Source organism: Shumkonia mesophila (genome assembly GCF_026163695.1).
Classification (GTDB): domain Bacteria; phylum Pseudomonadota; class Alphaproteobacteria; order Rhodospirillales; family Shumkoniaceae; genus Shumkonia; species Shumkonia mesophila.
Genome location: NZ_JAOTID010000010.1, coordinates 150,972 through 176,505, shown reverse-complemented (window position 1 = coordinate 176,505; position 25,534 = coordinate 150,972). Strand labels below are relative to the sequence as shown.

23 protein-coding genes and 1 pseudogene are annotated in these 25,534 nt (G+C 67.6%); 7 read left to right on the top strand and 17 right to left on the bottom strand.

Annotation, left to right across the window (positions count from 1 at the left end; translation table 11 throughout):
• Positions 1 to 14: 14 nt before the first annotated feature.
• The 3 genes from coaD to ODR01_RS16760 all read right to left on the bottom strand — a co-directional run bounded on the left by coaD (position 15) and on the right by ODR01_RS16760 (position 4,411).
• Positions 15 to 524 (bottom strand): pantetheine-phosphate adenylyltransferase, encoded by a 510-nt coding sequence (gene coaD / locus ODR01_RS16770; RefSeq protein ID WP_316978836.1) that lies wholly within the window; start codon positions 522 to 524, stop codon positions 15 to 17.
• Positions 521 to 3,343, bottom strand: a complete 2,823-nt coding sequence (gene gyrA, locus ODR01_RS16765) for a DNA gyrase subunit A (protein WP_316978835.1) — start codon at positions 3,341 to 3,343, stop codon at positions 521 to 523. Before gyrA ends, coaD begins: the two co-directional genes overlap by 4 nt.
• Before the next feature lie 147 nt (positions 3,344 to 3,490).
• A complete protein-coding gene (locus ODR01_RS16760) occupies positions 3,491 to 4,411 on the bottom strand; it encodes an AEC family transporter (RefSeq protein ID WP_316978834.1) in 921 nt (306 codons plus the stop codon).
• A gap of 135 nt (positions 4,412 to 4,546) precedes the next feature.
• Between ODR01_RS16760 and ODR01_RS16755 the strand changes: the two genes are divergently transcribed.
• The 3 genes and pseudogenes from ODR01_RS16755 (at position 4,547) to ODR01_RS16745 (ending at position 5,738) form a co-directional block, all read left to right on the top strand.
• Positions 4,547 to 5,287 (top strand): peptidase, encoded by a 741-nt coding sequence (locus tag ODR01_RS16755; protein WP_316978833.1) that lies wholly within the window; start codon positions 4,547 to 4,549, stop codon positions 5,285 to 5,287.
• A gap of 96 nt (positions 5,288 to 5,383) precedes the next feature.
• A pseudogene (locus ODR01_RS16750) lies at positions 5,384 to 5,461 on the top strand (hypothetical protein); the annotation flags it as partial.
• Positions 5,462 to 5,504: 43 nt separating this feature from the next.
• Positions 5,505 to 5,738: an endonuclease domain-containing protein gene (locus ODR01_RS16745; protein ID WP_316978859.1), complete on the top strand. Its 234-nt coding sequence runs from the start codon at positions 5,505 to 5,507 to the stop codon at positions 5,736 to 5,738.
• Here ODR01_RS16745 and ODR01_RS16740 read toward each other — a convergent pair.
• The 3 genes from ODR01_RS16740 to ODR01_RS16730 are packed head-to-tail and all read right to left on the bottom strand — an operon-like array spanning position 5,730 to position 9,114.
• Positions 5,730 to 6,671, bottom strand: coding sequence for a transglutaminase family protein (locus tag ODR01_RS16740; protein ID WP_316978832.1), 942 nt, complete (start codon positions 6,669 to 6,671; stop codon positions 5,730 to 5,732). The two genes, ODR01_RS16745 and ODR01_RS16740, sit on opposite strands and share 9 nt — an antisense overlap.
• 24 nt (positions 6,672 to 6,695) lie before the next feature.
• Positions 6,696 to 7,652, bottom strand: a complete 957-nt coding sequence (locus tag ODR01_RS16735) for an alpha-E domain-containing protein (protein ID WP_316978831.1) — start codon at positions 7,650 to 7,652, stop codon at positions 6,696 to 6,698.
• Entirely contained in the window at positions 7,642 to 9,114 is a 1,473-nt protein-coding gene (locus tag ODR01_RS16730; protein WP_316978830.1) for a circularly permuted type 2 ATP-grasp protein, read from the bottom strand. The genes ODR01_RS16735 and ODR01_RS16730 overlap by 11 nt, the downstream gene beginning before the upstream one ends.
• A 241-nt stretch (positions 9,115 to 9,355) precedes the next feature.
• Between ODR01_RS16730 and ODR01_RS16725 the strand changes: the two genes are divergently transcribed.
• A complete protein-coding gene (locus tag ODR01_RS16725; protein ID WP_316978829.1) occupies positions 9,356 to 10,186 on the top strand; it encodes a PstS family phosphate ABC transporter substrate-binding protein in 831 nt (276 codons plus the stop codon).
• A complete protein-coding gene (locus tag ODR01_RS16720) occupies positions 10,164 to 11,825 on the top strand; it encodes a two-component system sensor histidine kinase NtrB (RefSeq protein ID WP_316978828.1) in 1,662 nt (553 codons plus the stop codon). Before ODR01_RS16725 ends, ODR01_RS16720 begins: the two co-directional genes overlap by 23 nt.
• Before the next feature lie 317 nt (positions 11,826 to 12,142).
• Here the strand turns inward: ODR01_RS16720 and ODR01_RS16715 are convergent, their stop codons facing one another.
• The 7 genes from ODR01_RS16715 to ODR01_RS16685 form a co-directional block, all read right to left on the bottom strand.
• Complete coding sequence (locus tag ODR01_RS16715; protein WP_316978827.1) at positions 12,143 to 13,984, bottom strand: DEAD/DEAH box helicase; 1,842 nt, start codon at positions 13,982 to 13,984, stop codon at positions 12,143 to 12,145.
• A 153-nt stretch (positions 13,985 to 14,137) separates the two neighbouring features.
• A complete protein-coding gene (locus tag ODR01_RS16710; RefSeq protein ID WP_316978826.1) occupies positions 14,138 to 15,376 on the bottom strand; it encodes a glycoside hydrolase family 130 protein in 1,239 nt (412 codons plus the stop codon).
• Between the two features lie 66 nt (positions 15,377 to 15,442).
• Positions 15,443 to 17,788, bottom strand: a complete 2,346-nt coding sequence (locus tag ODR01_RS16705) for a glycosyltransferase family 4 protein (protein WP_316978825.1) — start codon at positions 17,786 to 17,788, stop codon at positions 15,443 to 15,445.
• A gap of 711 nt (positions 17,789 to 18,499) precedes the next feature.
• Positions 18,500 to 18,766 (bottom strand): DksA/TraR family C4-type zinc finger protein, encoded by a 267-nt coding sequence (locus ODR01_RS16700; protein WP_316978824.1) that lies wholly within the window; start codon positions 18,764 to 18,766, stop codon positions 18,500 to 18,502.
• Between the two features lie 168 nt (positions 18,767 to 18,934).
• Positions 18,935 to 19,552, bottom strand: coding sequence for a BRCT domain-containing protein (locus ODR01_RS16695; protein ID WP_316978823.1), 618 nt, complete (start codon positions 19,550 to 19,552; stop codon positions 18,935 to 18,937).
• A 449-nt stretch (positions 19,553 to 20,001) separates the two neighbouring features.
• A complete protein-coding gene (locus ODR01_RS16690) occupies positions 20,002 to 20,475 on the bottom strand; it encodes a DUF2214 domain-containing protein (protein WP_316978822.1) in 474 nt (157 codons plus the stop codon).
• Positions 20,476 to 20,691: 216 nt separating this feature from the next.
• Positions 20,692 to 21,105 (bottom strand): DUF6152 family protein, encoded by a 414-nt coding sequence (locus ODR01_RS16685; RefSeq protein WP_316978821.1) that lies wholly within the window; start codon positions 21,103 to 21,105, stop codon positions 20,692 to 20,694.
• Positions 21,106 to 21,110: 5 nt separating this feature from the next.
• Here ODR01_RS16685 and ODR01_RS16680 point away from each other — a divergent pair, with 5 nt between their 5' ends.
• On the top strand, positions 21,111 to 21,605 hold the full coding sequence (locus tag ODR01_RS16680; RefSeq protein ID WP_316978820.1) for a YciE/YciF ferroxidase family protein: 495 nt from the start codon (positions 21,111 to 21,113) through the stop codon (positions 21,603 to 21,605).
• Positions 21,606 to 21,703: 98 nt separating this feature from the next.
• Here the strand turns inward: ODR01_RS16680 and ssb are convergent, their stop codons facing one another.
• The 4 genes from ssb to ODR01_RS16660 form a co-directional block, all read right to left on the bottom strand.
• Complete coding sequence (gene ssb / locus ODR01_RS16675) at positions 21,704 to 22,216, bottom strand: single-stranded DNA-binding protein (RefSeq protein WP_316978819.1); 513 nt, start codon at positions 22,214 to 22,216, stop codon at positions 21,704 to 21,706.
• Between the two features lie 95 nt (positions 22,217 to 22,311).
• Positions 22,312 to 23,604 carry a prohibitin family protein gene (locus ODR01_RS16670; protein ID WP_316978818.1) on the bottom strand — a complete coding sequence of 431 codons (1,293 nt, stop codon included), beginning with the start codon at positions 23,602 to 23,604 and terminating at the stop codon, positions 22,312 to 22,314.
• Positions 23,605 to 23,681: 77 nt separating this feature from the next.
• Complete coding sequence (locus ODR01_RS16665; protein ID WP_316978817.1) at positions 23,682 to 23,876, bottom strand: hypothetical protein; 195 nt, start codon at positions 23,874 to 23,876, stop codon at positions 23,682 to 23,684.
• An 82-nt stretch (positions 23,877 to 23,958) separates the two neighbouring features.
• A complete protein-coding gene (locus tag ODR01_RS16660; protein ID WP_316978816.1) occupies positions 23,959 to 24,492 on the bottom strand; it encodes a YcjF family protein in 534 nt (177 codons plus the stop codon).
• Positions 24,493 to 24,753: 261 nt separating this feature from the next.
• On the opposite strand from ODR01_RS16660, the gene ODR01_RS16655 reads away from it, so the two are divergent.
• Entirely contained in the window at positions 24,754 to 25,527 is a 774-nt protein-coding gene (locus ODR01_RS16655; protein ID WP_316978815.1) for a hypothetical protein, read from the top strand.
• Positions 25,528 to 25,534 lie beyond the last annotated feature (7 nt).

Below are 25,534 nucleotides of genomic sequence, written 5' to 3'. Positions count from 1 at the left end.
TTCGCGCGGCCGCCTCAGGCGCCGGTACCCAGCTTCTCGGCCAGTTTCTGCTTGACCCGCGGGGACACGAACTGGCCGATGTCGCCGCCCAGTTCGGCGACCTCCTTGACCAGGCGCGAGGCGATCAGCTGGTGGCGGTCGGAGGCCATCAGGAAGACCGTCTCGATCATCGGGTTCATGCGCCGGTTCATGCCGGCCATCTGGAACTCGAACTCGAAGTCGGAAACGGCGCGCAGGCCGCGCACGATCAGGGTGGCCCCCTGCCCGATGACGAAATTCATCAGCAGCGTATTGAACGGCCGAACCTCGATGCGCGAGCCGTCGCCGTTGGTCATCGCCGCCACCTCGGCCTCGACCATCGCCACCCGTTCCTCGATGGTGAACAGCGGCCCCTTGCCGGCGTTCTCGGCGATGCCGATGACCAGGCGGTCGAGCACGCGGGTCGCCCGCGAGATGATGTCGAGGTGGCCGTTGGTGATGGGGTCGAAGGTGCCGGGGTAGACACCGATACGCGGTTCGCTCATGGCTGGGGCGTTCCCTCCGGTTCGTCGCTGGCCTCGCCGCTCCCCGTTTCGGCGCCGGTTTCGGTATCGTCGCTGGTTTCGTCCTCGGCCGGCGTCCCGTCGTCCTCGATGCCGGCGCCTTCGTCGCGCAGACGCGTCACCGACACCACACGGTCGCCCTCGCCGACGTTGAACACGTTGACGCCGCGGCTGGCCCGCCCGACGACGCTGATGCCGTTGACCGGCACGCGGATGATCTGGCCGCCCTCGGCGACCAGTACCAGCTGGTCGGTGTCCTTCACCGGGAAGGCGTTGACCACCTCGGTCCGGGTTTCTCCGCGTTGCAGGTCCATGGCGGTGACGCCTTTGCCGCCGCGCCCGGAAATCCGGTACTCGTAGGCCGAGGTGCGCTTGCCCAGGCCGTCGGCGGTAATGGTGACGATGCACTCCTCGTGCTCCGCCAGCTCGGCGAACACCGGCTCCTCCAGGCGGGCGGCCAGGGCCTGGTCGCGCGCCAGGTCGTCGTCGCGCCCGGTGTAGTCGCCGCCGGTCAGGCGGCGCTTGGCGTGGACCGCCTGCAGATAGTCCTCGCGGGTGGCGACGTCGATGCCGATGTGCTTCAGCGCCGACATGCCGATCACCGCGTCGTCGTCGTCGAGGTTGATGCCGCGCACGCCGATCGAGGTGCGGCCCGAGAAGACGCGCACGTCGGCGACCGGGAAGCGGATGGTCTTGCCCTGGCGGGTACTGAGCAGGATGTCGTCGTCATCGGCGAAGGTGCGCACCCGGACCAGGCGGTCGCCCTCGTCCATCTTCATGGCGATCTTGCCGTTGGCGCGCACGTCGACGAAATCCGACAGCTTGTTGCGGCGCACGTGGCCCGAGGCGGTGGCCAGCCCGATGGACAGATCGCCCCAGGTGCTCTCGTCCTCGGGCAGGGCCAGCATGGTGGTGATGATCTCGCCCGGTTTCAGCGGCAGCAGGTTGACCATCGCCTTGCCGCGCGCCTGCGGCGCCCCCAGCGGCAGACGGTAGACCTTGAGCTTGTAGACCATGCCGGCCGACGAGAAGAACAGCACCGGGGTGTGGGTGTTGACCACGAAGACGCGGCTGACGAAATCCTCCTCGCGCATGCTCATGCCGGTGCGGCCCTTGCCGCCGCGGCGCTGCGCCCGATAGGCGGCGACCGGCACCCGCTTGATGTAGCCCGAGTTGGTGACCGTCACCACCATGTCCTCGCGCTGGATCAGGTCCTCGATGTCGGCCTCGAACTCGTCTTCCATCAGGGTGGTGCGGCGCGGCGTGCTGAACTGCTCCTTCATCTCCAGCAGTTCGTTGCGCAGGAGGCCCAGCAGCATGTCGCGCGACGCCAGCACCGCCAGGTGGCGCTCGATCTGGCGGCCCAGTTCGGACAGATCCTCGTGGATCTTTTCGCGCTCCAGCCCGGTCAGGCGGTGCAGGCGCAACTCCAGGATGGCCTTGGCCTGCTCCTCGGACAGCGTGTAGACGCCGTCCACCACCTTGCGGCCGGGCTCGTCGATGAGCACGATCAGGGGCTCGACGTCGTCGGCCGGCCAGGGCCGTTCCATCAACTGGGCGCGCGCCGTGTTGGGATCGGGCGCGGCGCGGATCAGGGCGATGATGGCGTCCAGGTTGGCCACGGCGACGGCCAGGCCGACGAAGATGTGGGCGCGGTCGCGCGCCTTGCCCAGTTCGAAGATGGTGCGCCGGCGGATGACCTCCTCGCGGAACTCCAGGAAAGCCTGGATGATCTGCTTGAGGTTCAGCATCTCCGGCTTGCCGCCGTTGAGCGCCAGCATGTTGACGCCGAAGCTGGTCTGCAGCGGCGTGTAGCGGTAGAGCTGGTTGAGCACGATCTCTGGCTCGGCGTCGCGCTTGATCTCCACCACCACGCGCACGCCGTGGCGGTCGGATTCGTCGCGCAGGTCGGAAATCCCCTCGATCCGCTTGTCGCGCACGCACTCGGCGATGATCTCGACCATGCGCGCCTTGTTCACCTGGTAGGGCACTTCGCTGACGATGATGGCGAAGCGGTCCTTGCGGATCTCCTGGATCTCGGCGCGGCCGCGCATGACCACCGAGCCGCGCCCGGTGTGATAGGCCGAACGGATGCCGTTGCGTCCCAGCACGGTGGCGCCGGTCGGGAAATCCGGGCCCGGGATGCAGGTCTCGATCAACTCGTCGATGGAGATGGCGGGATTGTCGAGGATGGCGCCGCAGGCGTCGATCACCTCGCCCAGGTTGTGCGGCGGGATGTTGGTCGCCATGCCGACGGCGATGCCGCCCGCCCCGTTGACCAGCAGGTTGGGGAAGCGGGCCGGCAGCACCTTGGGCTCGGAGGTGGATTCGTCGTAGTTCGGCTGGAAATCGACGGTTTCCTTGTCGATGTCGTCGATCAGCGCGTGCGCCGCCCGGGCCATGCGGGCCTCGGTGTAGCGCATGGCCGCCGCCGGATCGCCGTCCATCGAGCCGAAGTTGCCCTGGCCCTGGATCAGGGGCAGGCGCAGCGAGAAATCCTGCGCCATGCGGACCATGGCGTCGTAGATCGCCGAATCGCCGTGCGGGTGGTATTTGCCCATGACGTCGCCGACGATGCGGGCCGACTTGCGGAACGGCTTGTTGAAGTCGTAGCCGCTCTCGTTCATGGCGTAGATGATGCGCCGGTGAACCGGCTTCAGCCCGTCGCGGACGTCGGGAAGCGCGCGCGCCACGATCACGCTCATCGCGTAATCGAGGTATGAGCGTCGCATCTCGTCTTCGACGGTGACGGGCGATATGTCGTGCTGGGGCGTCGGAGTTGGTGAAGTCGTCAAAGGCATCACTCGGGCTTGCTGTGACCACGAAAACGCAACGGCCCGCGAGGGCCGGTGCGCTATGGGAATCGGGCGCGGCGAAATCTAGCACACGCCCCCCGGCCAAACAACGAAATGTGCCCGCTTGATGTCCGCGCCCGCTAGGGGCCGCCCCTACACGCCCAAGGCGAACAAGGTCAGTGGCATGGTGGCGAAGCCGGCCACCGTCTGGAAGGCGATGATCGAGGCCATGGCCTCGTAATCGCCGCCCATGCGCCGGGCCAGGATATAGGCCGAGGGCGCCGTCGGCACCGCCATGAACAGCACGATCACCGTCGTCGTCATGGCCGGCAGCCCGAGTCCCAGGCACAGGCCCCAGGCCACCCCCGGCTTGACGACGAACTGCGTGGCGCTGGCGATCAGCGAGGGACCGACGTCGCCCTTCAGGCGCGACAGGTCCAGCGAGGCGCCGACGCACAGCAGCGCGATCGGCAGCGCCATGCGCCCCATCAGCGAGAGCGAATCGTCGGCCCACACCGGCAACGTCACGCCCGAGGCGTTGAGCAGCCCGCCGCCCACGCACCCCAGGATCAGCGGGTTCCTGGCCAGGTCGGCAAGCACCGAAAGCGCCGACACCCGCCCGTTGCCGGCCGACAGCGCCAGCACGGTGACGCAAAGGATGTTGATGATGATGATCATGAAGCCGGAAATGAGCGCGCCCATGGCGATGCCCTCGCCCTGGTACAGGCTTTCGGCCAGCGCCAGCGCGATGTAGGCGTTGTAGCGCACGCCGCCCTGGAAGATCGAGGTGAAGGTGCGCGGCTGCGGCCGGCCGCGGAGCAGATGCAGGGCGACGAGAACCGCGGCGGCGGCCAGGATGGCGCCATAGACGGCGCCCACCATCTCGCCCCAGGCCAGGCCGCCGACGTCGCTGCGCCCGATGGTGCGCACCAGCAGGAGCGGCATCAGCAGGTAATAGGCGAGCTTTTCGGCCGACGACCAGAAGCCGGCTTCCAGGAACCCGCTGCGCCGCAGGACTTGGCCGGCCGCCAGCAGGATGACCAGCGGAATGAGCGCGTTGGCGATGGTACCCAAGGGAAGGTCTCCGGGAAGGCGATGGGCGGCAGATTGTCACGCCGGCCGTCCGGCGTCGAGCCCCGTTGAAGGCATTGCCGCCGGGCGGCGTTACGCCTAAATAGCGGTGGCTGGCCATTCGGGGGGCTTTCGAAGATGACCTATTGCGTCGGACTGCTGGTTCGGGACGGCCTGGTGATGCTGACGGATTCGCGCACCAACGCCGGCGTCGATCACGTGTCCACCTTTCGCAAGCTGACGGTCTGGGAAAAGGCGGGCGAGCGCACGATCGCGCTGGCCACGGCCGGCAACCTGGCGGTCACCCAGGCGGTGGTCAACCTGCTGAACGAGGGCGTCGGCGGCGCCGAGGATGGCGGGAAGCCGACCACCATCATGCAGGTCAAAAGCATGCGCGAGGCGGCGCAGCTGGCCGGCAAGGCCCTGCGCCGGGTCTTCGCCATCGACGGCGAGGCGTTGCGTCAGGCCGGCACCGAGTTCACCGCCTCCCTGCTGCTGGCCGGCCAGGTCAAGGGCGGCGGGATGCGGCTTTTCTACGTCTACGCGGCCGGAAACTACATCCAGTCGACCGAGGAGACGCCGTTCTTCCAGATCGGCGAGACCAAGTACGGCAAGCCGATCCTCGATCGCCTGGTGTCCTTCGACACCACGGTGCAGGACGCCGCCAAGCTGGCCCTGATCTCCATGGACTCGACGCTGCGCTCCAACCTGTCGGTCGGCCTGCCGCTCGATCTGCTGATCGTCAGGCGGGATGCGCTGGCGGTCGCCCACCGCGTTCCCATCGACGAGAAGAACCCCTACTTCCGGGTCGTCCACAGCCGCTGGTCGCGGGCGCTGCGCTCGGCCTTCGAACGGCTGCCCGACGTTCCGTGGGGGTGAAGATCAACCGCTGTGGACGGATGATGAGATAAGGATACCCTCTCCGCTCCTTGGGGGCGGAGAGGGTGGCGCGCGCAGCGCGTCGGGTGAGGTGGGATGGCCGTTCGTCCAAAGACGCGCCGCGCCAGAGTGTTGCGCCAGGATGCCAGCGATGCCGAACGCGTCTTGTGGCGGGCGCTTCGGGAATTGAACCTGCCGGTCAAGGTGCGCCGACAACATCCCCATCAGTCGCTACGTTGCGGATTTCGCCATCCCGGCGTGCAAGCTGGCGATCGAAATCGACGGTGGGCAACATGCCGAGGCCGTCAAAGCGGACGCGGTGCGTACCGAGGCGATGGCCATCCACGGGTATCGCGTGATCCGCTTCTGGAACCACGAGGTGCTGGGCAATCTGGAGGGAGTCCTCCAAACCATCGTCAGCGAACTCGGCAAGTCCCCCACCTCACCCTGACCCTCTCCGCCCCTGAGGGGCAGAGAGGGGACTTAGAGCGGCAGCCGGCATCGTCTCGCCGATCCGCTCGACCTCGACCTCCACCGCCATATCGATGAAATCCTCGGCGGCGCCGAAATAGGTGCCCTGGACGGGAATGGCCTGCGCCGGATCGCGGGCCACGCCGACGCGGATCAGGTTGGCGCCGCCGATCAGGCCGTTGGTGGGATCGAATTCGACCCAGCCCGCCCCCGGCAGGTAGATCATGGCCCAGGCGTGGGTGGCCCCCGCCCCCCGCAGGCCATGCGGGCTGCCGGCCTGCCCGGGATCGAACAGATAGCCGGTGACGAAGCGGGCCGCCATGCCCAGCGTTCTGGCCGCCTCCATCATCAGAAGCGCGAAATCGCGGCAGGTCCCGCTGGCCCGCTCCAGCGTTTCGATGGGGGTCTGCACCCCCTCCTCGGCCCGCTCGGCGTAGGCGAATTCGTCGTGGATGGCGGTATTGACGGCCTTCAGCACCTGCCAGGTTTCCGCCCCCGCGCCGTCGGCCAGAAAGCGGCGGACCCAGGCGTCCAGCCGGTGCTGGGGATCGCGATGGTGACGCTCCATCGAGCGGCGCAGATCGGGCAACTCCTCGAAGGCGTAGGAGAAGGGCAGTTTCCGCGCATAGTCTTCCATCGGCGGGTAGGCCCCCTCGAAGCCGTAGTGCTCGACCACGATGTCGCTTTCGAAGACCAACTCCTGGGCGGCCTCGCCGAAGGTGGCGATGGCGATGGAATTGCCGAACACGTCATAGCGCCAGCGCACGGCCGCCGTGGGCGAGATGGCGAGCGTGCTCGAAACGTGGCGCAGGTCGTGGCTGTCGCGCGGCCGGAACATCAGGCGGTGTTCGCCGAACGTGACCGGGCAGCGGTAACGGTAGGTGGTGCGATGGCGAATGCTCAGCGTATCCATGGGGCCGGAGTTTACCAGACGTTCTCAGAAATCGTGGCCGAAAACGCTGCGCGCCAGTTCGCTGGTGAAGGCGGTAAGCTGGCGCTGCACGTCGTCGATGAAATCGTGCAGGCCGCCGTTCACGACATCTTCCAGGCGGGTGGCGATGAGCCGCGCCTTGAGGCCGTCCAGCAGCGGCAGGCCGGCCCGTTCGACGTCGACGCCATGGAGGTCGCGAAGGCGGGCCATGAAGGCGTGGGCCTCGTCCAAACAGGTGGCGATGGAGCGCGGGAACCGGCGGCCGAGCAAAAGGAAATCGAGCACCTCGCTGGGATGCATGCGGACCCGATGGGTCCGGCAGAACGCCTGGTAGCCGGCCGCCGAATGCAGCATGACGGTCCAGTGCGATTCGAGGGCGAGGGAATCGAAGGCGTGCCCGGAAAGCGTCGCCCGACGGTGGCCGATGTCGACCAGTCGCGACGTCTGGTCGGCCCGTTCGATGGCCTTGCCCATCCAGTAGAAGCTCCACCCCTCGTCCTGGTAAAGCGTGCCCTCGGTGATGCCGGTGTGGGCCTGGCAGGCTTCCTTGATGTCGCCGCACAGGCCGGCCAGGCGGGTCGGCACGATGTCGCGCCCGCCCAGTTCCTTGAGGCGGGCGTGCAGCATGTTGATCTGGGTCCACATCTCGGTGCTGATCAGGTGGCGTACCGAGCGGGCGTTCTCGCGGGCCATCATGACGGCGAAGACGATGGACGTCGGGTTGTCCTGGTCGAGCACGTAGAAGCGGGCGGCCGAACGCACGGTGACCCGGCGGTGGTGCTCGCGGAAGCGCTCCATATCGGCGTTCATTTCGAGAATCGCCGTCCAGTCCTGATGGCCCTGGTCGTCCCGCGAATGCGCCCCCGTCACCTCCAGGATGCGGGCCAGGTTCTCGGCCCGCTCCATGTAGCGGGCCAGCCAGAAGATGTTCTCGGCGAAGCGGGCGAGCAGGTTATTTTTCAAGGACCCAGGTATCCTTCGATCCGCCCCCTTGCGAGGAGTTGACGACCAGCGAGCCCTTGGTCAGCGCCACCCGGGTCAGCCCGCCCGGCAGCACCCAGGTGTCCCGCCCGGTGACGGCATAGGGGCGCAAGTCGACGTGGCGGGCCTCGATGCCCTCGGCGGTCAGCGTCGGGCATACGGACAGGCGCACCATCGGCTGGGCGATGTAGTTGGCGGGATCGGCTTTCAGTTCCCGGCGCCGCTTGACGATGTCGGCGGCCTTGGCGCGCGGGCCGATCAACACGCCATAACCGCCCGATTCGCCGACCGGCTTGACGACCAGATCCTTCAGGTGGTCCAGCGTGTAGGCCAGCCCCTCGGGCTCGGCGCAGATGTGGGTGTCGACGTTGTCGAGGATCGGCTCCTCGTCCAGGAAATAGCGGATCAGGCGCGGCATGTAGGCATAGACCGCCTTGTCGTCGGCCACCCCGGTGCCGACCGCGTTGGCCAGCGTGACGTTGCCCCTGGCGTAGGCCCGCATGAGGCCCCTCACCCCCAGCACGCTCTTCGGGTTGAAGACGTCGGGGTCGAGGAAGGCGTCGCTGATCCGACGGTAGATGACGTCGACCCGCTGCGGGCCGGTCACCGTCTTCATGAAGACGCGATCCTCCTCGACGAACAGGTCGCGGCCCTCGACCAGCGGAATGCCCATCTCGCGGGCCAGGAAGACGTGCTCGAAATAGGCCGAGTTGAAGATGCCGGGCGACAGCAGGACGACGCAGGCCTCGCCCCCCGCCCCATCCGGCGCCACCTCGGCCAGGGCCTGATGCAGCCTGAGGCCGTAGTCGTTGACCCGGCGCAGCGCCACCCGGTCCACGAGGTCCGGGAAGGTGCGCAGCATGAGCTGGCGGTTCTCCAGCACGTAGGACACGCCCGACGGCGTGCGAGCGTTGTCTTCCAGCACCTTGAAGCGGCCGTCGACGTCGCGCACGATGTCGATGCCGCCGATATGCACGTAGGTGCCGCCGGGCAGGTCGACGCCGACCATCTCAGGGCGGAAGTTCTCGTTGCCCAGCACCAATTCGCGGGGCACGACGCCGTCCTTCAGCGCCTTCTGGCCGTGATAGATGTCGTGAAGGAAGAGGTTCAGCGCGGCGATGCGCTGCTTGACGCCTGTCTCGACGGTCCGCCAGTCCTCGGCCGAAAGGATGCGCGGCAGCACGTCGAACGGCAGGATGCGGTCGATCGATTGGCTTTCCGAATAGACGGTGAAGGTGATGCCGAGGTTGAACAACTCGCGTTCGGCGTCGCGCGCCCGCCGCCGCAGCGTCTTCAGGTTTAGACGGTCCAAACGCCCAATAATTGTGCCGATCGAGCTCGCCTGCCTGGAATTTGAGCGTCCGCACTCCTCCGGCGCCCCCAGAAGCTCGCAATAGAACCCTTGGGGGTCGTAATCGGCGAGAAGGCGCGTGCGCTGGCTCATGCGGCTCCGAAGCGAAAATCGAACGACGTCGTCGGGGTACGTGCGCGCCGGAATTGCGGGCCGGCATGCGGAAGGCGCTGCAAGATCCGGTCCAGGTCATGGAAAGGTGGACCGGGTGTTACAACTTGTTACCAAGATTTCCCGGATTGACACGTTGTCGAAACACGAAGGAACGATACTTGCTTCGACGGCGTTGCGATCCGCGTCGTCGGACCGATAAAAGCAAGCGATTGAGGGCGGCATGGTTCTGGTCAAGCTGAAGCGGCGCAAGGTGTTGGCAAGCGCGGCGTTCGCGGGCTCGCTTCTGCTGGCGGCGCCGGTTCCCGCCGAGGAAACCGTACGCGTCGGCGGCACCGGCATCGGATTGGAACTCTCCAGGCTGATCGGACAGGCGCTTCATGCCGCCGATCCCGGCGTCGCGACCGTCGTGTTGCCGAGCATCGGGACGCCGGGCGGGATCAAGGCGCTGGCCGCCGGCGCCATCGACGTCGCCATCGCGGCGCGGCCGCTGAAGGTGGCCGAAAAGGTGACGGGCATTCGCGAGGCCGCCTGCATGACGACGGCCCTGGTCTTCGCCACCTCGCGGAAAACGGCGCCCGGGCTGACGCTGGAGGCGCTTCCCGGGATCTATGCCGATCCCACCCCGCGCTGGCCGGATGGCCAGCCCCTGAAAGTGATCCTGCGTTCTCCGGCGGGGTCGGAGAACGACTACCTCGTCCAACGGGTGCCGGCGCTGGAGGGGGCTCTGGCGGCGGCCTTCCGCCGGCCGGGCATCCCGGTCGGGGCCACGGACCAGGAGAACGCCGCGCTGGCAACCTCCATCGCCGGATCGTTCGCCATCGCCACGCTGTTGCAGATCCGCACCGAGCGACTGGCCCTGACGGCGCTGGCCCTCGACGGGGTCGAGCCGGCGCCGGAGACGCTGGCCGACGGCCGCTATCCGATGCCGCTCCGCGTCTGCTTCCTGCTGCCCGGCAGCGCCACCGCGGGCGCCGCCCAGTTCATCGCCTTCACCCAACCCCCGGCCGGCCAGGAGATTCTCAGGCGCCATGGCAGCGAACCCACGCGATAGGGCGAATACGAGCCCGTGGTCGAGCGACGTTTTCCGCCAGAACCGGGTCGTCCACCGCGCGGCGGTCATCGTCGCCGTCGCCATCGCCCTCGCCGGTCCGGCGATCTTCGCCACCGTCGGCTACGTCGACGCCCTCAACCTGCGGCGCTTCCAGGCCGACATCACCGCCGGGCAGGTCGCCCGCTACGCCTACATCCAAGGACCGACGTGGGGGTTCAGCGACAACCGCGTGGCCGAACTCGTGCGCCAGACGGCCCCCATCGACGATGCGGGGCGGCGGATCATCGCGCCGTTCCAGGGCGGGACGCCGATCGTGGTCGGCGACGAGCCGTCAGCGCCCGTCGCCCGGGTCAGCGTTCCCATCGTCGCCGGGGCCGAGCGGGTCGGAACGGTGACCGTGGAAGCCAGCCTGCGGCCGCTGCTTTTCGAGGTCGCGCTGGCGGTCGCCGTCGCGCTTATCCTGGCCATCGCCGCCTATGCCTGCGTGCGCTTCCCGCTGGCCCGACTGCGGCGGGTGTTCGAGGGCTTTCGGGAAAGCGAGGCGCGGTTCCGCTCGCTGGCCGCCGTGGCGCCGATGGCGATTTCGATCCTCGACCTGCACGGCCGGGTCCAGTGGGCGAACAACGAGATGCTGCGCCGCCTCGACGTGTCGCTTGACGGCCTGAAGGGCAAATCGCCGCACGACATATACGCCAAGGAGATCGCCGACGACATCGTCAGGCTGGACGGTCTGGTTCTGGCCCGCCGCGAGCCGCAGATCGCCGAACTCGACGTCGGCACGCCCGATGGCGATGCCAGGCCTGAAATCCACGTCCGGTTTCCCATCGAGGACGAGGGTGGAAACCTCATCGGCCTGGGCTCCACGGCCTTGGACATCTCGGCGCGGCGGACGGCCGAGGATCGGCTGCGCCAGGCCCTGAGGCTGCAGGCGGTGGGGCGGCTGTCCGGCGGCGTGTCGCACGACTTCAACAACCTTCTGCAAGCCATCGAGACCAACCTGGCGCTGGCGAAGCTGGCGGTCCAGGGCAACGCCCACGCCACCGGGCTCATCGATGCCGCCCTGCAGGCCGGACGGCGCGGGGCCGATCTGACGATGAAGCTGCTGGCCTTCTCGCGCCAGCAGACCCTGCGGCCCCGGCGGCTCGACATCAATGCCTGGCTGCGCGAGGAAACGGCGCTGCTGGCGCGAACGCTGGGCGGGGGCATCGCCATCCGCGCCGAACCCTGCGCCGGGGCCGCCGAGGTGCTTGTCGACGAGGGAAGCCTGGCGAACGCCCTTCTCAACCTCGCCCACAACGCCCGCGAGGCCATGCCCGCGGGCGGCGCGATCGCCGTTTCGGCGCAACGGCGCCGTCTTCTCCCAGACGACGACGACACCCTGCCGGCCGGCGACTATGTGGAAATCGCCATGGCCGATACCGGAATCGGCATGGCGAGAGAGGTCCTGAGCCGCGCCTTCGAGCCCTTCTTCACGACCAAGGAAGTCGGCCAGGGCAGCGGCCTGGGGCTGAGCATGGTCTATGGCTTCGCGCGCCAATCGGGCGGCACCGCGACCCTCGAAAGCGCCCCCGGCAAGGGCACCACCGTGCGCATCCTGCTTCCGGCGGCGCCCCCCGGCGCGGCACCCTCGACCGGATGACTCCCTTCCCCGTCACCCCCGCACGGGCGCTACGGGATGCACACATTTCGGACACCGTGCTCACCTCCCTCTCCGCCCCCTGGGGGCGGAGAGGGTCGGTCCAGCGGAGCCGGATCAAGGGAGGTGAGGTGGGATTTCGGGCATTTCCCCCGCGAACACAACGGCTGCACCTCCACCTCACCCTCCCCATCGCTAGCGCGACGGGTCCCCTCCCTCTCCCCCGCCGTGCGGCGGAGAGGGCGAATTTATGCGGCTTTCGCTACCAACCGAGATGTGTGAATCCCGTAGCGCGCGGGCGGGGGAATGACGGCCTTTTCCTAGTCGAACGTCTTGCCCGGCTTCTTGCGCTTCAAGGGGCCGGTGCCGTGCGGCTTGTCCCGCCCGCGGCCGTAATTCTTCTCGCGCGCGTGGGCGTATTTGGAGACGGGTTTGCCCTGATAGGGCTTCCAGCCGGCGGGCTTCGTCGCGCTGTCGTCGCCGGAAGCCTCGTCTGCCGCCGGCTCGGCGGCCCGGTACGGTTTTTTCCGGCCGGCGTGCGGCCGTTCGGGGGCGTCGCGGGGCGCCTCCGGCACGCCGTCGAGTTGCGTCAGCGCGATGGTCTTTTCCAGGGTGCGGCCGGGGCCGACGGCGGCCAGGAACCGCTCGACGCAATCGGGGACCAGTTCGACGTGGGTTTCGCCCTGGTGAACCCGGATCGCCCCGATCTCGTTCTTGGTGATGTGGCCGGCCCGGCACAGCATCGGCAGCAGCCAGCGTGGCTCGGCCTGATCCTTGCGGCCGACCGAGAGCGAGAACCACACCCCCTTGCGAAAGTCGTCGCGGCGCTTCTTCGGCTCCTCGGCCGGGGCGGCGTCGATCATCTCCTCGGGCGCCGGATGGCCGGCCCGATGCAGGCGCAGGAAGGCGGCGGCGACCCGTTCCGCCCCGTGGCGGGCCAGAAGGTCGCGCGCGAAGGCGGCCTCGTCCTCGGTCAACGGCTCGTTGAGGATCGGATCGTCGAACATGCGCTCGCGGTCGCGGCCGGCGATCTCCTCGATGGTCGGCGAGCGGGCCCAGGTGGCCTGGATGCGGGCGTTGCCCAGCAATCGTTCGGTCTGCTTGCGGGCGTTGTGCGGCACGATCAGGGCGCACACCCCCTTGCGCCCGGCCCGCCCGGTGCGGCCGCTGCGGTGCAGCAGGTTCTCGCGGTTCTTCGGGATGTCGGCGTGGATCACCAAATCCAGGTGCGGCAGGTCGAGGCCGCGCGCCGCCACGTCGGTGGCGATGCACACCCGGGCCCGCCCGTCGCGCATGGCCTGGAGCGCGTGGGTGCGCTCGTTCTGGCTCAACTCGCCCGACAGCGCCACCACCGAGAAGCCGCGGTTGGTGAAGCGGCTGGTCATGTGGTTGACCGTGGCGCGGGTGGCGCAGAAGACCAGCGCGCTCTTGGCCTCGTAGAAGCGCAGCACGTTGATGATGCCGTTCTCGCGGTCGTTGGGGGCGACGGTGAAGACCCGATAGTCGATGTCGACGTGCTGCCGGCGCTCCTCGGTCGTGCTGACGCGCACCGCGTTGCGCTGATAGCGCTTGGCCAGGCTGGCGATGGCGTGCGGCACGGTGGCGGAAAACATCAGCGTGCGGCGCTCCGCCGGCGCGGCGTCGAGGATGTATTCCAGGTCGTCGCGAAAGCCGAGGTCGAGCATCTCGTCGGCCTCGTCGAGGATCGCCGCCTGGAGCGCGGAGAGGTCGAGCGAGCCGCGCTCGATGTGGTCGCGCAGCCGCCCCGGCGTGCCGACCACGATGTGGGCGCCCCCTTGCAGGGCGCGCCGCTCGGCCCGCATGTCCATGCCCCCGACGCAGGACGCCACCGCCGCCCCGGTGGGGGCGTACAGCCACTCCAGCTCCTGCTTGACCTGCAAGGCCAGCTCGCGCGTCGGCGCGACGGCCAGCGCCAGCGGCGCCCCGGCGGCGGCGAAGCGCGGGCGGCCGGCCAGCAGGGTGGGCTCGATGGCCAGCCCGAAGGCCACCGTCTTGCCCGACCCGGTCTGGGCCGAAACCAGCAGATCGGCATCCCGAAGCTCCGGGGCCAGGATGGCCTTTTGCACCGAGGTCAGCTCGACATAGCCGCGCTGGCTCAACGCCTGGCCGAGCGCGGGAACGACGCCTTCGAATTCTGTCATGGTCTTCGCTTTCGGGATGCGGGTTGGCGCGCCGGTTGACCGTCATCGGTCCGCGGCACGCCCGGCGCCGCGCCCAAACGCGCGGCGAACCAAGGGACGATGGGCGCGTTGTACTGCGGGGGAGCGGTCGCTGTAAAGGGCGGTGGGGAGCGGTCAGTGCCGCATGATGTCGAGCAGCGCCGGGATCGGAATGATCGAAAAACGGGTGAACGTGTCGGAGGTGGCATAGGGCAGGACGACCATGTTGCCGTGGCGAAGCGCGCCGCAGGTATAGACGACATTCGGCACGTATCCCTCGCGTTCCGAAGGTTGCGGGCCGATCAGCGGCTCGCGGGCGCGGGCCAGCACTTTCGTCGGGTCGGACTTGTCGAGAAGGACGGCGCCGATGGCGTACTTGCGCACCGGGCCGACGCCGTGGGTCAGCAGCAGCCAGCCCTCGTCGAGTTCGATCGGCGAGCCGCAATTGCCGATCTGGATGAACTCCCACGGAAAGAGCGGCTTCAGGATCGGCGTGCCGCCGTTCCAGTCGGTCAGGCTGTCGGAGGTGATCAGGTAGAGGTTTTCGTTGTCCTGGCGGCCGATCATGGCGTACTTGCCGCCGATCCTGCGCGGAAAAAGCGCCATGCCCTTGTTCAGCGTCGCATCGCCGCCAAGCGGCGTGATGCGGAAGGACACGAAGTCCAAGGTTTCGATCAGCTCGGAACGGATGGCGCGCCCGCTGTAGGCGGTGACGGTCGCATAGTAGGTCCGCGTCCCGGCGTCGTCGAAGGCCACGAAGCGGGCATCCTCGAGGCCGTTGGACTGGGCATCGGTGACCGGGAAGATCACGCGCTCGCAGAGGCCCTCGTCGCCATCGAAACGCAGGTCCACCGTCTCGCCATTCGGCCCCAGGACGCGATTCGTCACCTTCGGGATTTCGGCAAGGCGGGCCTTCATGTCGACCAGGACATTGCCGTCGGCCTGGATCACGCCCGAGCGGAAGGTCAGCGACGAAATGTGGCCCTCGCCGACGGCGCGCAGGCTGAGCACGAAGCGCAGGTCGCCTTCCGCCACGCCGCTCTGATCCGGGTGGGCGACGATGCTCGGATTGAACAAGGCCGAGGCCTCGAAGGAATATTCATGCAGCAGGTAGGCGCCGAGCAGCCGGCGCTGATCCTGGGTAAACGCGGCATGGGGGGCGAGCGCCCCCTCGATCTCGTCGGCCCGGGTCTCGCAGATGGCGAGGAAATTGCGATGGCGGCCCGCGAAATTCTCGATGACGTCGGCAAGCTGTTTCGCCGTCGCCTGGGGGCCCAGCGCCAGCACCCGATCGACGATGTGGTTGGTTCTGGCCTTGTCCGCCGTATTGAGGTCGCGCGGTTCCGTCGACGGGCGAAACGGGCGGATGACCACCCGCGTCGGATCGGGGGTGACCTTGATCGGCAGGCGGTGAAGATGCCGGATGATGACGAACTCCCCTTAGTGGATTGGATTCGGCAGAAGGGCCGGAGCGAGAAAGTTCAGGACCTGATGGGCGACAAGCCGGGTCGGCCGGTCCCCGCGGGCTCGGGCCATGCGGCGGATTTCGCTCAGGCCCAGCAGATAGCAGACGACCGATTCGCCGCCGCGGTTTTCGTTGGCCCGGTCCGGATGCAATCCGTCGCGGCAGCTCCCGGTTTCGACATCGACCAGGGGAATCGCCAGGTCGTTGGCGCCGAGGAACCACGCGAAGGCGCGTTCGGCGTCGCGTTTCCACAGCGGATCGTCCTCGGCGCGCCAGGCCGCAAGACAGGCGGAAATCGCCGCGGCGGCCTCCAGCGGCTGCTGGTCGAAGGCTTCCGGCGGCGTGCGCGAGGCGCCGAAACTCCGCGATCCGACCGGCCGGAACAGGCCGGACGGCGACGTCTGGAGCGCCATCAGCCAGCGCAGCGACTTGAGCCCGGCCTGCACATAGGGGGCAAGCCCGGTCGCTAGGCCGGTGACGATCAGGGCCTGCGGCAGCCGCGCGTTGTCGTACGACAGTCCGTCCTCGAACCACACCCAGTCCGGCGTCCCGGCGGCGGCCAGCGATTCCATCAGGCGGTCGGCCAACAACAGCCGCATCAGCTCGGCCGTCGGGTCGTCGGGATAGGCCCGGCAAAAGGCGTCGAGACCGAGCAGGGTGGCCGCGAAGGCGCGTGGCGAGTGGAAACCTTCCACGCTCGGCAGCGCCTGCTCGAACAGCGCGCTGGCCCAGCGCCGCCTGGACGGCGTGGCGTCGCGCCGGGCGCATTCGCCAAGCGCCCACAGCGTCCGTCCGTGGCTGTCCTCGGACCCCGTGTCCTCGAGCCAGCGGCGGTCGAAGCTCATGAAATTGCGAAATCGCCGGGTGTCGGGGTTCCACGCATGCTGCACGAACGCGGCGAACCGGGACGTCATCAGCTCCGGCAGGCCGGGGTCGGCGGAATCCTCCAGCACCGAGGCGAGAAGCAGGCCGCGCGCGTTGTCGTCGACGCAATAACCGTGGGCGCGGTCGGGAATCGAATGGACCGCGTGCTGATAAAGGCCGGTGGCGTCGCACATCGCCGCCAGATGGCCGAGCCGAAGTTCGGGCGGCAGGTCCCCCGCGTGGCTGCGGGCCGATACGACGCGCGGGGCAAGCACGGCGACCGGGCGTTCCGGGCGAACGCTTTCGAAAACCTCGATATAGCGCTCGGCGGTGTTGGCCCAGGTCATCGAGCGGCTGCGCGCGTAGGCCGTGAGCGACAGCGCCTGCCGGCGGTCGTCGTCGGTCAGCAGCCCCGAGACGGCGCGGCCGATGGCCTGGCGGTCGCGGAACGGCACCAGGATGCCGCCGCCGTCGGCCAGCAGTTCGCTGGCGTGCCAATAGGGGGTGGAAACGATGGCCCGGCCCAGCCCGAAACTGTAGGCCAGCGTCCCCGACGTCATCTGCGCCTCGTCGAGATAGGGCGTGACATAGACGTCGCACATCGAAATGTGGCGGAGCAGCGTTTTCAGGTCGACGAACCGGTCGAGAAAGACGACATGATCCTCGATGCCCAGCGCGGCGACGCGCGCCACCAGGCTTTCGCGGTAGGCCTCGCCCTCGTCGCGGACCAGGTGGGGGTGGGTGGCGCCAAGCACGATGTAGACGGCCGTGGGGCTGCCCTCGAGGATCATCGGCATGGCGTCGATCACCACCTCGATGCCCTTGTTGGGCGACAGCAGCCCGAAGGTGAGGATGACCGGCCGGCCGCCATAGCCCATGCGGCGCTTGACGGCGTCCGAGCGCGCGAACGGGGCATCCGGAATGCCGTGCGCGATGACCTCGATCTTGTGCGCCGGCACGCCATAGAGGCGTTGCAGCATGTCGCGGCCCTTCTCGGCCATCACGACAAGGCGCGACGACGCCTCGATGATCAGTTCGAACACGTGCCGCTGCGCGGGCGTCGGCTCGGCGAGCACGGTATGAAGCGTGGTGACGACCGGCATGGTCAGGCGGGAAAGCAGCGCCAGGATGTTGCCGCCGGCCTCGCCGCCGAAAATGCCGAACTCGTGCTGAAGGCTGACGACATCCACATGGGAGCGGTTGAGATGATCGGCCGCCGCCAGATAGTCCTCCGGCCGGTCGTCCTTGATCTCGATGCGCACCGTCTTCGGGTAGGCATAGGTCTGCCCGCGATCCGTCATCGCCACGATGGAGGTTTCCAGACAGGGGCGGGCGCCGGCGACCGCCTGCTGAATGTCCGTCGTGAAGGTCGCGATCCCGCAACGGCGAGGCAGGGAATTGCCGAGGAAGGCGACACGCTTGAGCTTGGACAGGGGAACGACGGTTCCCGCGATCACAAAAAACCTGCCGGCAAAAAGTCAACGCCATGATTATTCATGGGATATCCTAATTTATGTCGAGAATTATATTTGCAAAAAAAGTATTTTTATACCGCTCCTGCCACTTTTATATAGTCACCGCGACCCACAATCACAATGACAAGCCCCAATTTTATTTATGACGGATCTACAACCTGCTATTGATTGAAAACCATTATTATGCAGGCGTTTGCACAAGTAAGTTCGCCCAAGTCTTTCGCGAACCGACGCCGTGTGAATTCGCGTCGCGTCTTTGCCCCTGCCGGCCGGCGAACCGACGACCCGCGAAGCCTGCCGGCATCCGCCCACCGCGCCGAATCCCACGGATGACGCCCGGGTGGACGGCGCGCCCGGCGTCACGTTCAGACCGCGCGGCAACACCAGGGACGATGGGCGTTGTACTTTGGGGGGAACGATCGGTGAAAAAGGTGCTGGAGAGCAGTCGGACGGCCCTGCCCCGGCAATTTCAGATATGGTCCCCTGCGTGGGCAGGCGGAGGGCCGGGTTCGATGAAGGGTTTCAGTGTCGGTTTAGGGGCCGGGAGCGGAAGGGCGGCTGTAGGGCCCCGCGGAGCCAAACACGACATAGGCTCTACGCCTAGTTGGACGAGAACCCCAAGCCACGTCAGCGCCGCCAAGCAAGACAGGGTCGCCCAGGCCGGCAAGGTCTCCCAGCGCGGCGAGCCCGAAGCTATTTGAGCTGACTGTCCTTGTTCCCCCGGCGATTGATCCCGTCTCCCGGCACCGGGCGGCGGTCGATCGCCTCCTGACATGCCACGCACGTCGTCACCCCCGGCAGCGCCTTACGTCGCGCCTCGGGAATCTCTTCTCCGCACTCGATGCAATATATCTCCCCCGGCCCTGCAGGCGGCCGCGCCCGCGCGCGCGCCACCGCATCGGCGACGCTGTCGTCGATTTGATCCTGCACTGCCCCATCCCGCGTCCAACCGCCGGCCATAATCTCTGCCCGAATTTTCGTTGCACCAGAAATTGAGGATAGGAAGGTGTGCCGCGTATTCCAAGGGTTGGTGGATATGGGCGGGCCGAAGCCGGATGGGCCGGAAGGGGAATTACGGTGACAGTGCACTAAATTGGCGGTGGTCAGGCTACCGAATTAAAAGCACGGTCACCGTGCTCCGAGGTGATTGGCCCAATGGCTTTCCCCAACGATGGCGATGGGTATGCCTTGCGCTTTCATCTCCACCGCTTTTTCTATCTTTCGCCCATAGCTGGAGTGAATCCAGCTATCCGTCGCGTACATTCCAATCACGAGAAAGGTTGTATCCCTGCGCAAGGATCCGGCGACGGCTCCCCGGTCGACGACAGCCGCCTCGCATTCACCCCGGGTGCCGAAGACGAAGGTCCCCGTGAAACAGAACCGGGTGCCGTTAAAGCCTACGGAGGGTTGCGGTCGGTCTATCGGAAGGGTCGACGATTTCACCACTTCGCCGATCTCGAAATCGCCGCCAGCGTATTGTTCCAACGTCTCCAGAAGATCGCGCGCCTCATCGTCATCAAGCCGGTGATCGACCAGCATCGCGTTGACCCTCTCGTAGAGGGGCAGGATTACCGGGTTGTCCAGGGCATTCCTGTGGGCCACCAGCCACTTCTGAAGATGTTCCGCTTCCGCTTGGCTCACGACGCCGTCGGCAACAATCCCATGTGCAAGACCGATCAACTCGTCGATTTGGCGATCTTGGATTCTTGCCCTATTGAAAGGGTTGGTCTGCCGCATATCGGGCATTGTCCGTCCTCCCCCATCGTAACGTTGTTCGTCGTTGACGTCATTCTACTCCCCCCAGATGAACAAAGGGAACGGGTACGCAATTACGAATTGCGGTGACAGCAATTAGCCGGCTTGCCACCATGGCTGAAGCCCTCTTGACTTTTACGGTGAATTATGACATTAATCCTCAATTTTGCTATTTTATAGGTAAATATAGCTAAATTGATTGGGTTGTGGGGTATCCGTTGGCGGACGACACCGTGGGGCCGGGAAAAGGCCCTCGCCGCCTCCCCCTACCTCCTTGATAAAAAACACGAAAACTGGGAAATGATGACAAATGGCGACAAAGGATGACAACCCTATCGCGGAACTGGCGTTTTCACCTTGTTTTTCAAGGCGTTGTCAGAAATCGGCGTAACCAGAAATTCATCGTTTTCGGCCCCGCCCTCGCCGGGCGCCCCGCCGCTTCAGAAATAGCCGATCAGGCGGCCGAGCACGATGACGGCCAGCCACACGGCGAGCGAGGCGGCGCCGATGACCCGCTGTCCGGGAACGGCGCGGCCGGCGTCGCCGGCGGCCTGGCGCCGGCGCAGGGCGTGAAAGGCCGCCGCGTTGGCGATCCCCAGGGCCAGCATCCCCATCTTGGCCAGGAAAAAGCCCGAGGCGGCGTAGTCCCGGGCGTTGGCGGCGAACAGCAGCAGGCCGAAAAGGGCGGCCACGGCCAGCCCGGCGGCGGCCACCGGCACCAGGACGCGCAGGAAATGGATGAGCGGCAGGTCGCGCCAGAGGCCGATGAGGCGCAGGTCGACCGGCACGATGGCGCCGAACAGCAGCGCCAGGCCGACGACGTGGCCGGCGTTGACCAGGGGATAGGCCCAGGTCGAGCCGCGCAGGGCCGTCGCCAGGGCGGTGGCCTCGATGGCCCCCAGCAGGTCCGCCATCGCGGAACGGCCCTACCGAATGCCGGCGGAGAGAGGCTCACCCCCTCCCCGGCCCTCCCCCGTCAAGGGGGAGGGAGCGCTTTCGCGGACGGCATCATCGTTCCCGTCCCTCGCCGGGAGGGAGGAAGTGCCTTGGCGGCCCGCATTGTCGTTCCCTCCCCCCTTGCGGGGGAGGGTCAGGGAGGGGGGCTTTTCGTCCATCGCGGGTTTCCCGGCCTACGACGCGCGGTCGGGGTAGAGGTTGTGCTCGCGCCCGGCGATGACCAGGCGCTCGGCCTTCATCAGCCGCTCGGAGGCGTTGGCCGAGCGGTGGCCGTGGGCGGTCACCGGGGTGCCCTCGGCCAGCATTTCCGGGGTCAGGCCGGCGCGTTCGTTGCGCCACGGCTGGCCGATCTCGACCACCCATTGCTCGCCCTTCACGTCGAGCGTCAGTTCGCCGTGCGGATTGCCGAGCCTGACCGCCGCGATCTCGCCGCTCAGCTCGAACTCCTCGCCGGTCGCCCAGCCCCAGCCGTGGTGGGCCGCGGCCCGCCCGGCCAGCCCCAGGCCGGCGGCGCGGAACCTGCGGCCGGGGATGCCGTTGACTCCGGTGAACCGCAGGCATGGCAACACCCTTGAGGAAAGGAACATCCCCCATGCAGATCGACAGTTTGAAGGACATGTACGTCGCCGAGTTGCAGGAATTGGCCAGCGTCGAACGCCAGCTTTCCGCCTCGCTTCCGCGCATGGCCGCGATGGCGACCCATCCCACCTTGCGGAGCGCCTTCGCCCGCCACCGCAAGGAGACCGAGGTGCAGCAGGAGCGCCTGGAATCGATCCTGGAGAGGCACGGCGCCAGCCCGACGGCGCATACCGACCAGTCGATGCAGGCCCTCGTCGGGGAAACCGAGAAAATGGCCTCGATGCTGAAGGGAGACGGCCTGTGCGACGCCGCCCTCATCGCCTCGGCCCAGCGGCTCGAACATTACGAGATCGCCGCCTACGGCACCGCCGCGGCCCTTGCGGGACAGCTCAACCTGCGCGACGACCAGGAGATCCTGCACAAAAGCCTCGAGGAAGAGAAGCACACCGACGCGCTGCTGACCGAGCTCGCGAAAACCGAGATCAACCCGGCGGCGGTGGCTTCCTGAGCTTCTCTCCCCGGGCCGGCCCGAAAACGGAGGCGCCCGGTCCGGGCCGAAAGGCCGGATCGGGCGCGCTCTCCTCGAAAGAGGATAGGCGGGGAATTTTAGAACGGGATCTCGTCGTCGAGGTCGCCGCCCGGCTTGCCGCCGGCCGGGGCGCCGCCACCGCTGCCGCCGCTGCCGCCGCCGGCCGGTCCCCAGTCGGGGCCGTCGCCGGCTGGCGCCGCGCCGGGGGCGTCGTAATCGCCGGCCCCGCCCCCGCCGCCGCGGGTGTCCAGCATGGTCAGCTCGCCCCGGAACTTCTGCAGCACCACCTCGGTGGTATAGCGCTCCTGGCCGTCGTTGCCGGTCCACTTGCGGGTCTGCAACGCCCCTTCCAGGTACACCTTGGCGCCCTTCTTCAGGTACTTCTCGGCCACCTCGCCCAGGCGGTCGTTGAAGATGACGACGCGGTGCCACTCGGTCCGCTCGCGGCGGTCGCCGCTCTGGCGGTCGCGCCAGGTTTCCGACGTCGCCACGGGGAAGTTGACGATCTTGGTGCCGTCCTGCGCAAAGCGCACCTCGGGGTCGCGCCCGAGGTTGCCGATGAGAATGACCTTGTTGACGCTGCCTGCCATGAAATTCCCCGTTACCCAGATATCCGATTGTCAGCTCGTCCGCGAAATCGCCCTTCGACCCGCCATGCTAAAGCCGCCCATTCCCAGGCGCCAGACTATTTAAAGATCTTGCCGAGATTGGGAAAGGACGTTTCCTCTTCCTTCTGCGCCGGCGACCCCGCCGATTCCGGCAGCGGCGTGGTCGAGGTCTCGGGCGGGGCGTGCCGTTCGCCTTGCTGCGCCGGCGCCAGCGGAACGGCGCCGGCCCCCTGCGGCCGCAGCGGCAGGGCCCCCGCACCGGCGGTGGCGGGTGCCTCGCTGCGCGGCACGGCGGCGTTGGGCGGCGTCACGTCCTGGAGGCGGGCGTTGGGCTGCGGCGGCGCGATCGACTTCATCTCGCCGGGAACGGTGCCGTCCCCGCCCGGCGCCGCCGCCGGGCCGGCGGCGGTGGGGCCCATCTCGCCCCCGGTGTTGAGGATAATGGGCAGGCCGTCCTTGCCGCCGATGATGATGATCTTGCTGTTCTGCGAGGTGGCCAGCGACATGGTCGCCTCGATGCCGCGCAGCCGCAGGTACTCGCCGGTGATGCTCTTGGCCACGATGTCCTGGAAGTCGCGCACGCCCTCGGCCTCGATGCGCTTGCGCTCGCGCTCCTTCTGCTCGCGGGCGATGCGGAAGTCGTATTCCAGCATGACCTGGTACTGCTCGGCCTTGCGCTCGATGGCCTCCTTGATGCGCAGCGGCAGGGTGACGCTGCGGATCAGGACGTCCTCGACATAGACCAGCTTGCCCCTGACGCTCTGGTTGATCAGCGAGGAACCCAGCTGGGTCACCATGCGTTCCAGGATCTGGGCCTGGATGAAGGCGCGGGTCTCGGAATAAAGCTGTTCCGGGGTGTAGCTGGAAATCAGTTCGCGGGCGTGCGAGCCGATCTCGGGATAGACCAGGACCTCGTCGTAGCGCGGCCCGATCAGCTTGTGCAGCTGGCCCACGGCGTCGCGGTTGACGCGGAAGCGCACGGCGATCTCGACCTGCATGGTCAGGCCGTTCGACGAGATGGTGTCGTAGATGCGCGCGTTGTTTTGCAGGCGCGCGTCGTAGATGACCATCTCGTCCCACGGGAAGATGAGATTGATGCCTTCCGGGTAGTAGCGGTCGGTGACGGTGCCGCCGAAGAAGCGCAGCCACAGGACGCCGATGTGGCCGGCCGGAATGTTGATGAAGATGCGCGGCGACACCACCATCAGCACCAGGATGGCGCTGAGCAGGAAGGCGAAGAAGCCCAGCGAGTGCCGCCGGCCCGTCCGCACGATCCACCGCCAGGCGCGCGAAAGAACGCCCGGCCGGCGCGGTGCCGGGGCGGAGTCCGCGGGGGCGGGGGCGGCCGCCGTCGCCGACGTTTCAGACATCCGTTCCCCGCCGGTTCAGGATGCCGCCCGCCACGCCCGCTCCGTTCATGCCGGGTCCCACTTCGCGCTGTCTCGCTTCACGGCTCGATCTCTTCAAGCTTGCGCCGGATGTCGCGGTTCGGGCGGCCGACCACCTGGATCAGGAAATCGAAGACGGGCGTGATGAGGACGGACAGGAAAAAATGGCCGAGGAAGCCGATGACCGTGTTGCGGCCCATGAATCCCGTCACCGCGCAGGCCAACAGGTACAGAACGACGATGACCACCAGCATGACTAAGCCTTTCCTTGAAGCCGGGAGAATCCCCGCCCTCTCCCCTTTGCCGCCGGCGCCCGCGGCCGGCTGCGGCCGCGCGTCAGGCGGCCGCGGCCCCGACGGTCCGCGTCTTGGCCTCCTCGAACTTCTCGCGGAAATAGCCCTCGACCTTCTTGGCGTCGAAGGTGAGGAAGGTTCCGCCGGAGGCGAAATGCTGCTCGAACACCTTGCCCACCGCATAGGTGGTGGCGGCGGCGAAGGCCGGCATGGTGGCCAGGCCGACGATCTGCCCGACCACCGGCACGCTGCGGAGGAGGCCCCACATCAGGCCGCTCGCCATCAGGCCGTTGGTGGCGCCGCCCGCGACGAGGCTGCCGATCAGCGCGGCGACGGCCGACTTGCCGACATTGGCCCGGAAGGGAACCCCGTAAACGTCCGACAGTTCCTTGACCAGCTTGATCTGGACCGCCAGCACCGCGGCGGTATCGACGTAGGCGAGGGGAATGACCCCGGCGCCCATCGACCACAGCATGTTCTGGCGGATGACCTGGGCCGCCTGCTGGTCCACGGACCCGGCCTTCGCCGCCGTGGCGGCGGCGGTTCCGACTTTCTTCTTCGTGCTCGTGGTCGCCATTCGAAGATCTCCCTGATTGACCCGTCCGCCCCCGTCGTTCGGGGGCCGTAAATCCCGCAGTCACCACCTAGTCGCGCGTTCCGGCGCGGTGCGGCCGACGGCTAGACGATACGAAGGCCCGCCCGTCCCGTCAATTTGCTTTTCCCGCGCCGCCGGCCGCGGGGGCGGAAACCGCCATCAGGCTTTCCTATTGACGCGCTTCCGGGTTCGGGCGAACGTACTTTGCTGGTCAGGGGATATCGGGAAAGAATGAAGGCGCGGATGGCTTCCAACCTGACGGTCAAGGTGGGCGGCACAATGGCGGCCGTCGTTGTCCTGGCCGTGGCGCTGGCGACCCTTCTCAACCTGATGCGATTCCAGGAGACCTACGAGCGCCTGGTCGCCCAGCATCTCGAAGTCGTGGCCGGGGAAATCGGCCGCACCCTTGCCGTCGGCGTCGGCCTCGGGGTGCGCGTCGAATCCCAGGGCAACCTGGTCGACCTGCTGCGCCAGCACGCCGAAGTCAATCCCGACGTCGCGGAGTTCGTCATTCACGACTGTCAGGGCCGTCCGATCTCGCGGCAGGGATCGCAGGCCGAAGGTGCCGAGCCGTGGCTCGGCCATCTCCAGCAGAACCGCTGGCACGCCTTCGACGCCGCCGGGCTGGTCGTCGGCCTGACGGTGCGCGATACCCTGGGCACCTGCTTGGCCGGGGTGGCGCTTCGCCGGTCGGCCGCGTCCTATGTCGGCGTGCTCGACGAGGTGGCCGGCCGCTTCATCCGCATCGGCGCCATCGCCGCCGTGCTGGCGGTCTTCTCGGTGATGGCGGCGGCCTTCTACTTCGACGACCGCCGTCGGGCCCTGCTGCGGTTGGATGCCGACCTGGCCGGCATCGCGGCGGGCCAGGCGCCGGCTTCGCCGCCCGAATTCGCCCTCAACGTCTTCGGCAACCGCTGGGAACGGGCGATGGTCGGCAACTACCTGGAGGCCCGCCCCGAACTGCTGGCCCGCGCGGCGGAAGCGCGGCTAAGCGCCGGCGAGGCGGCCGGCCAATGAAGCGCGG

Coding starts and splice junctions, on each gene's coding strand:
- coaD (WP_316978836.1), bottom strand. CDS start 524: ATGAGCGAACCGCGTATCGGTGTCTACCCCGGCACCTTCGACCCCATC.
- gyrA (WP_316978835.1), bottom strand. CDS start 3,343: ATGCCTTTGACGACTTCACCAACTCCGACGCCCCAGCACGACATATCG.
- ODR01_RS16755 (WP_316978833.1), top strand. CDS start 4,547: ATGACCTATTGCGTCGGACTGCTGGTTCGGGACGGCCTGGTGATGCTG.
- ODR01_RS16740 (WP_316978832.1), bottom strand. CDS start 6,671: ATGGATACGCTGAGCATTCGCCATCGCACCACCTACCGTTACCGCTGC.
- ODR01_RS16730 (WP_316978830.1), bottom strand. CDS start 9,114: ATGAGCCAGCGCACGCGCCTTCTCGCCGATTACGACCCCCAAGGGTTC.
- ODR01_RS16725 (WP_316978829.1), top strand. CDS start 9,356: ATGGTTCTGGTCAAGCTGAAGCGGCGCAAGGTGTTGGCAAGCGCGGCG.
- ODR01_RS16720 (WP_316978828.1), top strand. CDS start 10,164: ATGGCAGCGAACCCACGCGATAGGGCGAATACGAGCCCGTGGTCGAGC.
- ODR01_RS16715 (WP_316978827.1), bottom strand. CDS start 13,984: ATGACAGAATTCGAAGGCGTCGTTCCCGCGCTCGGCCAGGCGTTGAGC.
- ODR01_RS16700 (WP_316978824.1), bottom strand. CDS start 18,766: ATGGCCGGCGGTTGGACGCGGGATGGGGCAGTGCAGGATCAAATCGAC.
- ODR01_RS16695 (WP_316978823.1), bottom strand. CDS start 19,552: ATGCCCGATATGCGGCAGACCAACCCTTTCAATAGGGCAAGAATCCAA.
- ODR01_RS16690 (WP_316978822.1), bottom strand. CDS start 20,475: ATGGCGGACCTGCTGGGGGCCATCGAGGCCACCGCCCTGGCGACGGCC.
- ODR01_RS16685 (WP_316978821.1), bottom strand. CDS start 21,105: ATGTTCCTTTCCTCAAGGGTGTTGCCATGCCTGCGGTTCACCGGAGTC.
- ODR01_RS16680 (WP_316978820.1), top strand. CDS start 21,111: ATGCAGATCGACAGTTTGAAGGACATGTACGTCGCCGAGTTGCAGGAA.
- ssb (WP_316978819.1), bottom strand. CDS start 22,216: ATGGCAGGCAGCGTCAACAAGGTCATTCTCATCGGCAACCTCGGGCGC.
- ODR01_RS16670 (WP_316978818.1), bottom strand. CDS start 23,604: ATGTCTGAAACGTCGGCGACGGCGGCCGCCCCCGCCCCCGCGGACTCC.
- ODR01_RS16665 (WP_316978817.1), bottom strand. CDS start 23,876: ATGCTGGTGGTCATCGTCGTTCTGTACCTGTTGGCCTGCGCGGTGACG.
- ODR01_RS16660 (WP_316978816.1), bottom strand. CDS start 24,492: ATGGCGACCACGAGCACGAAGAAGAAAGTCGGAACCGCCGCCGCCACG.
- ODR01_RS16655 (WP_316978815.1), top strand. CDS start 24,754: ATGGCTTCCAACCTGACGGTCAAGGTGGGCGGCACAATGGCGGCCGTC.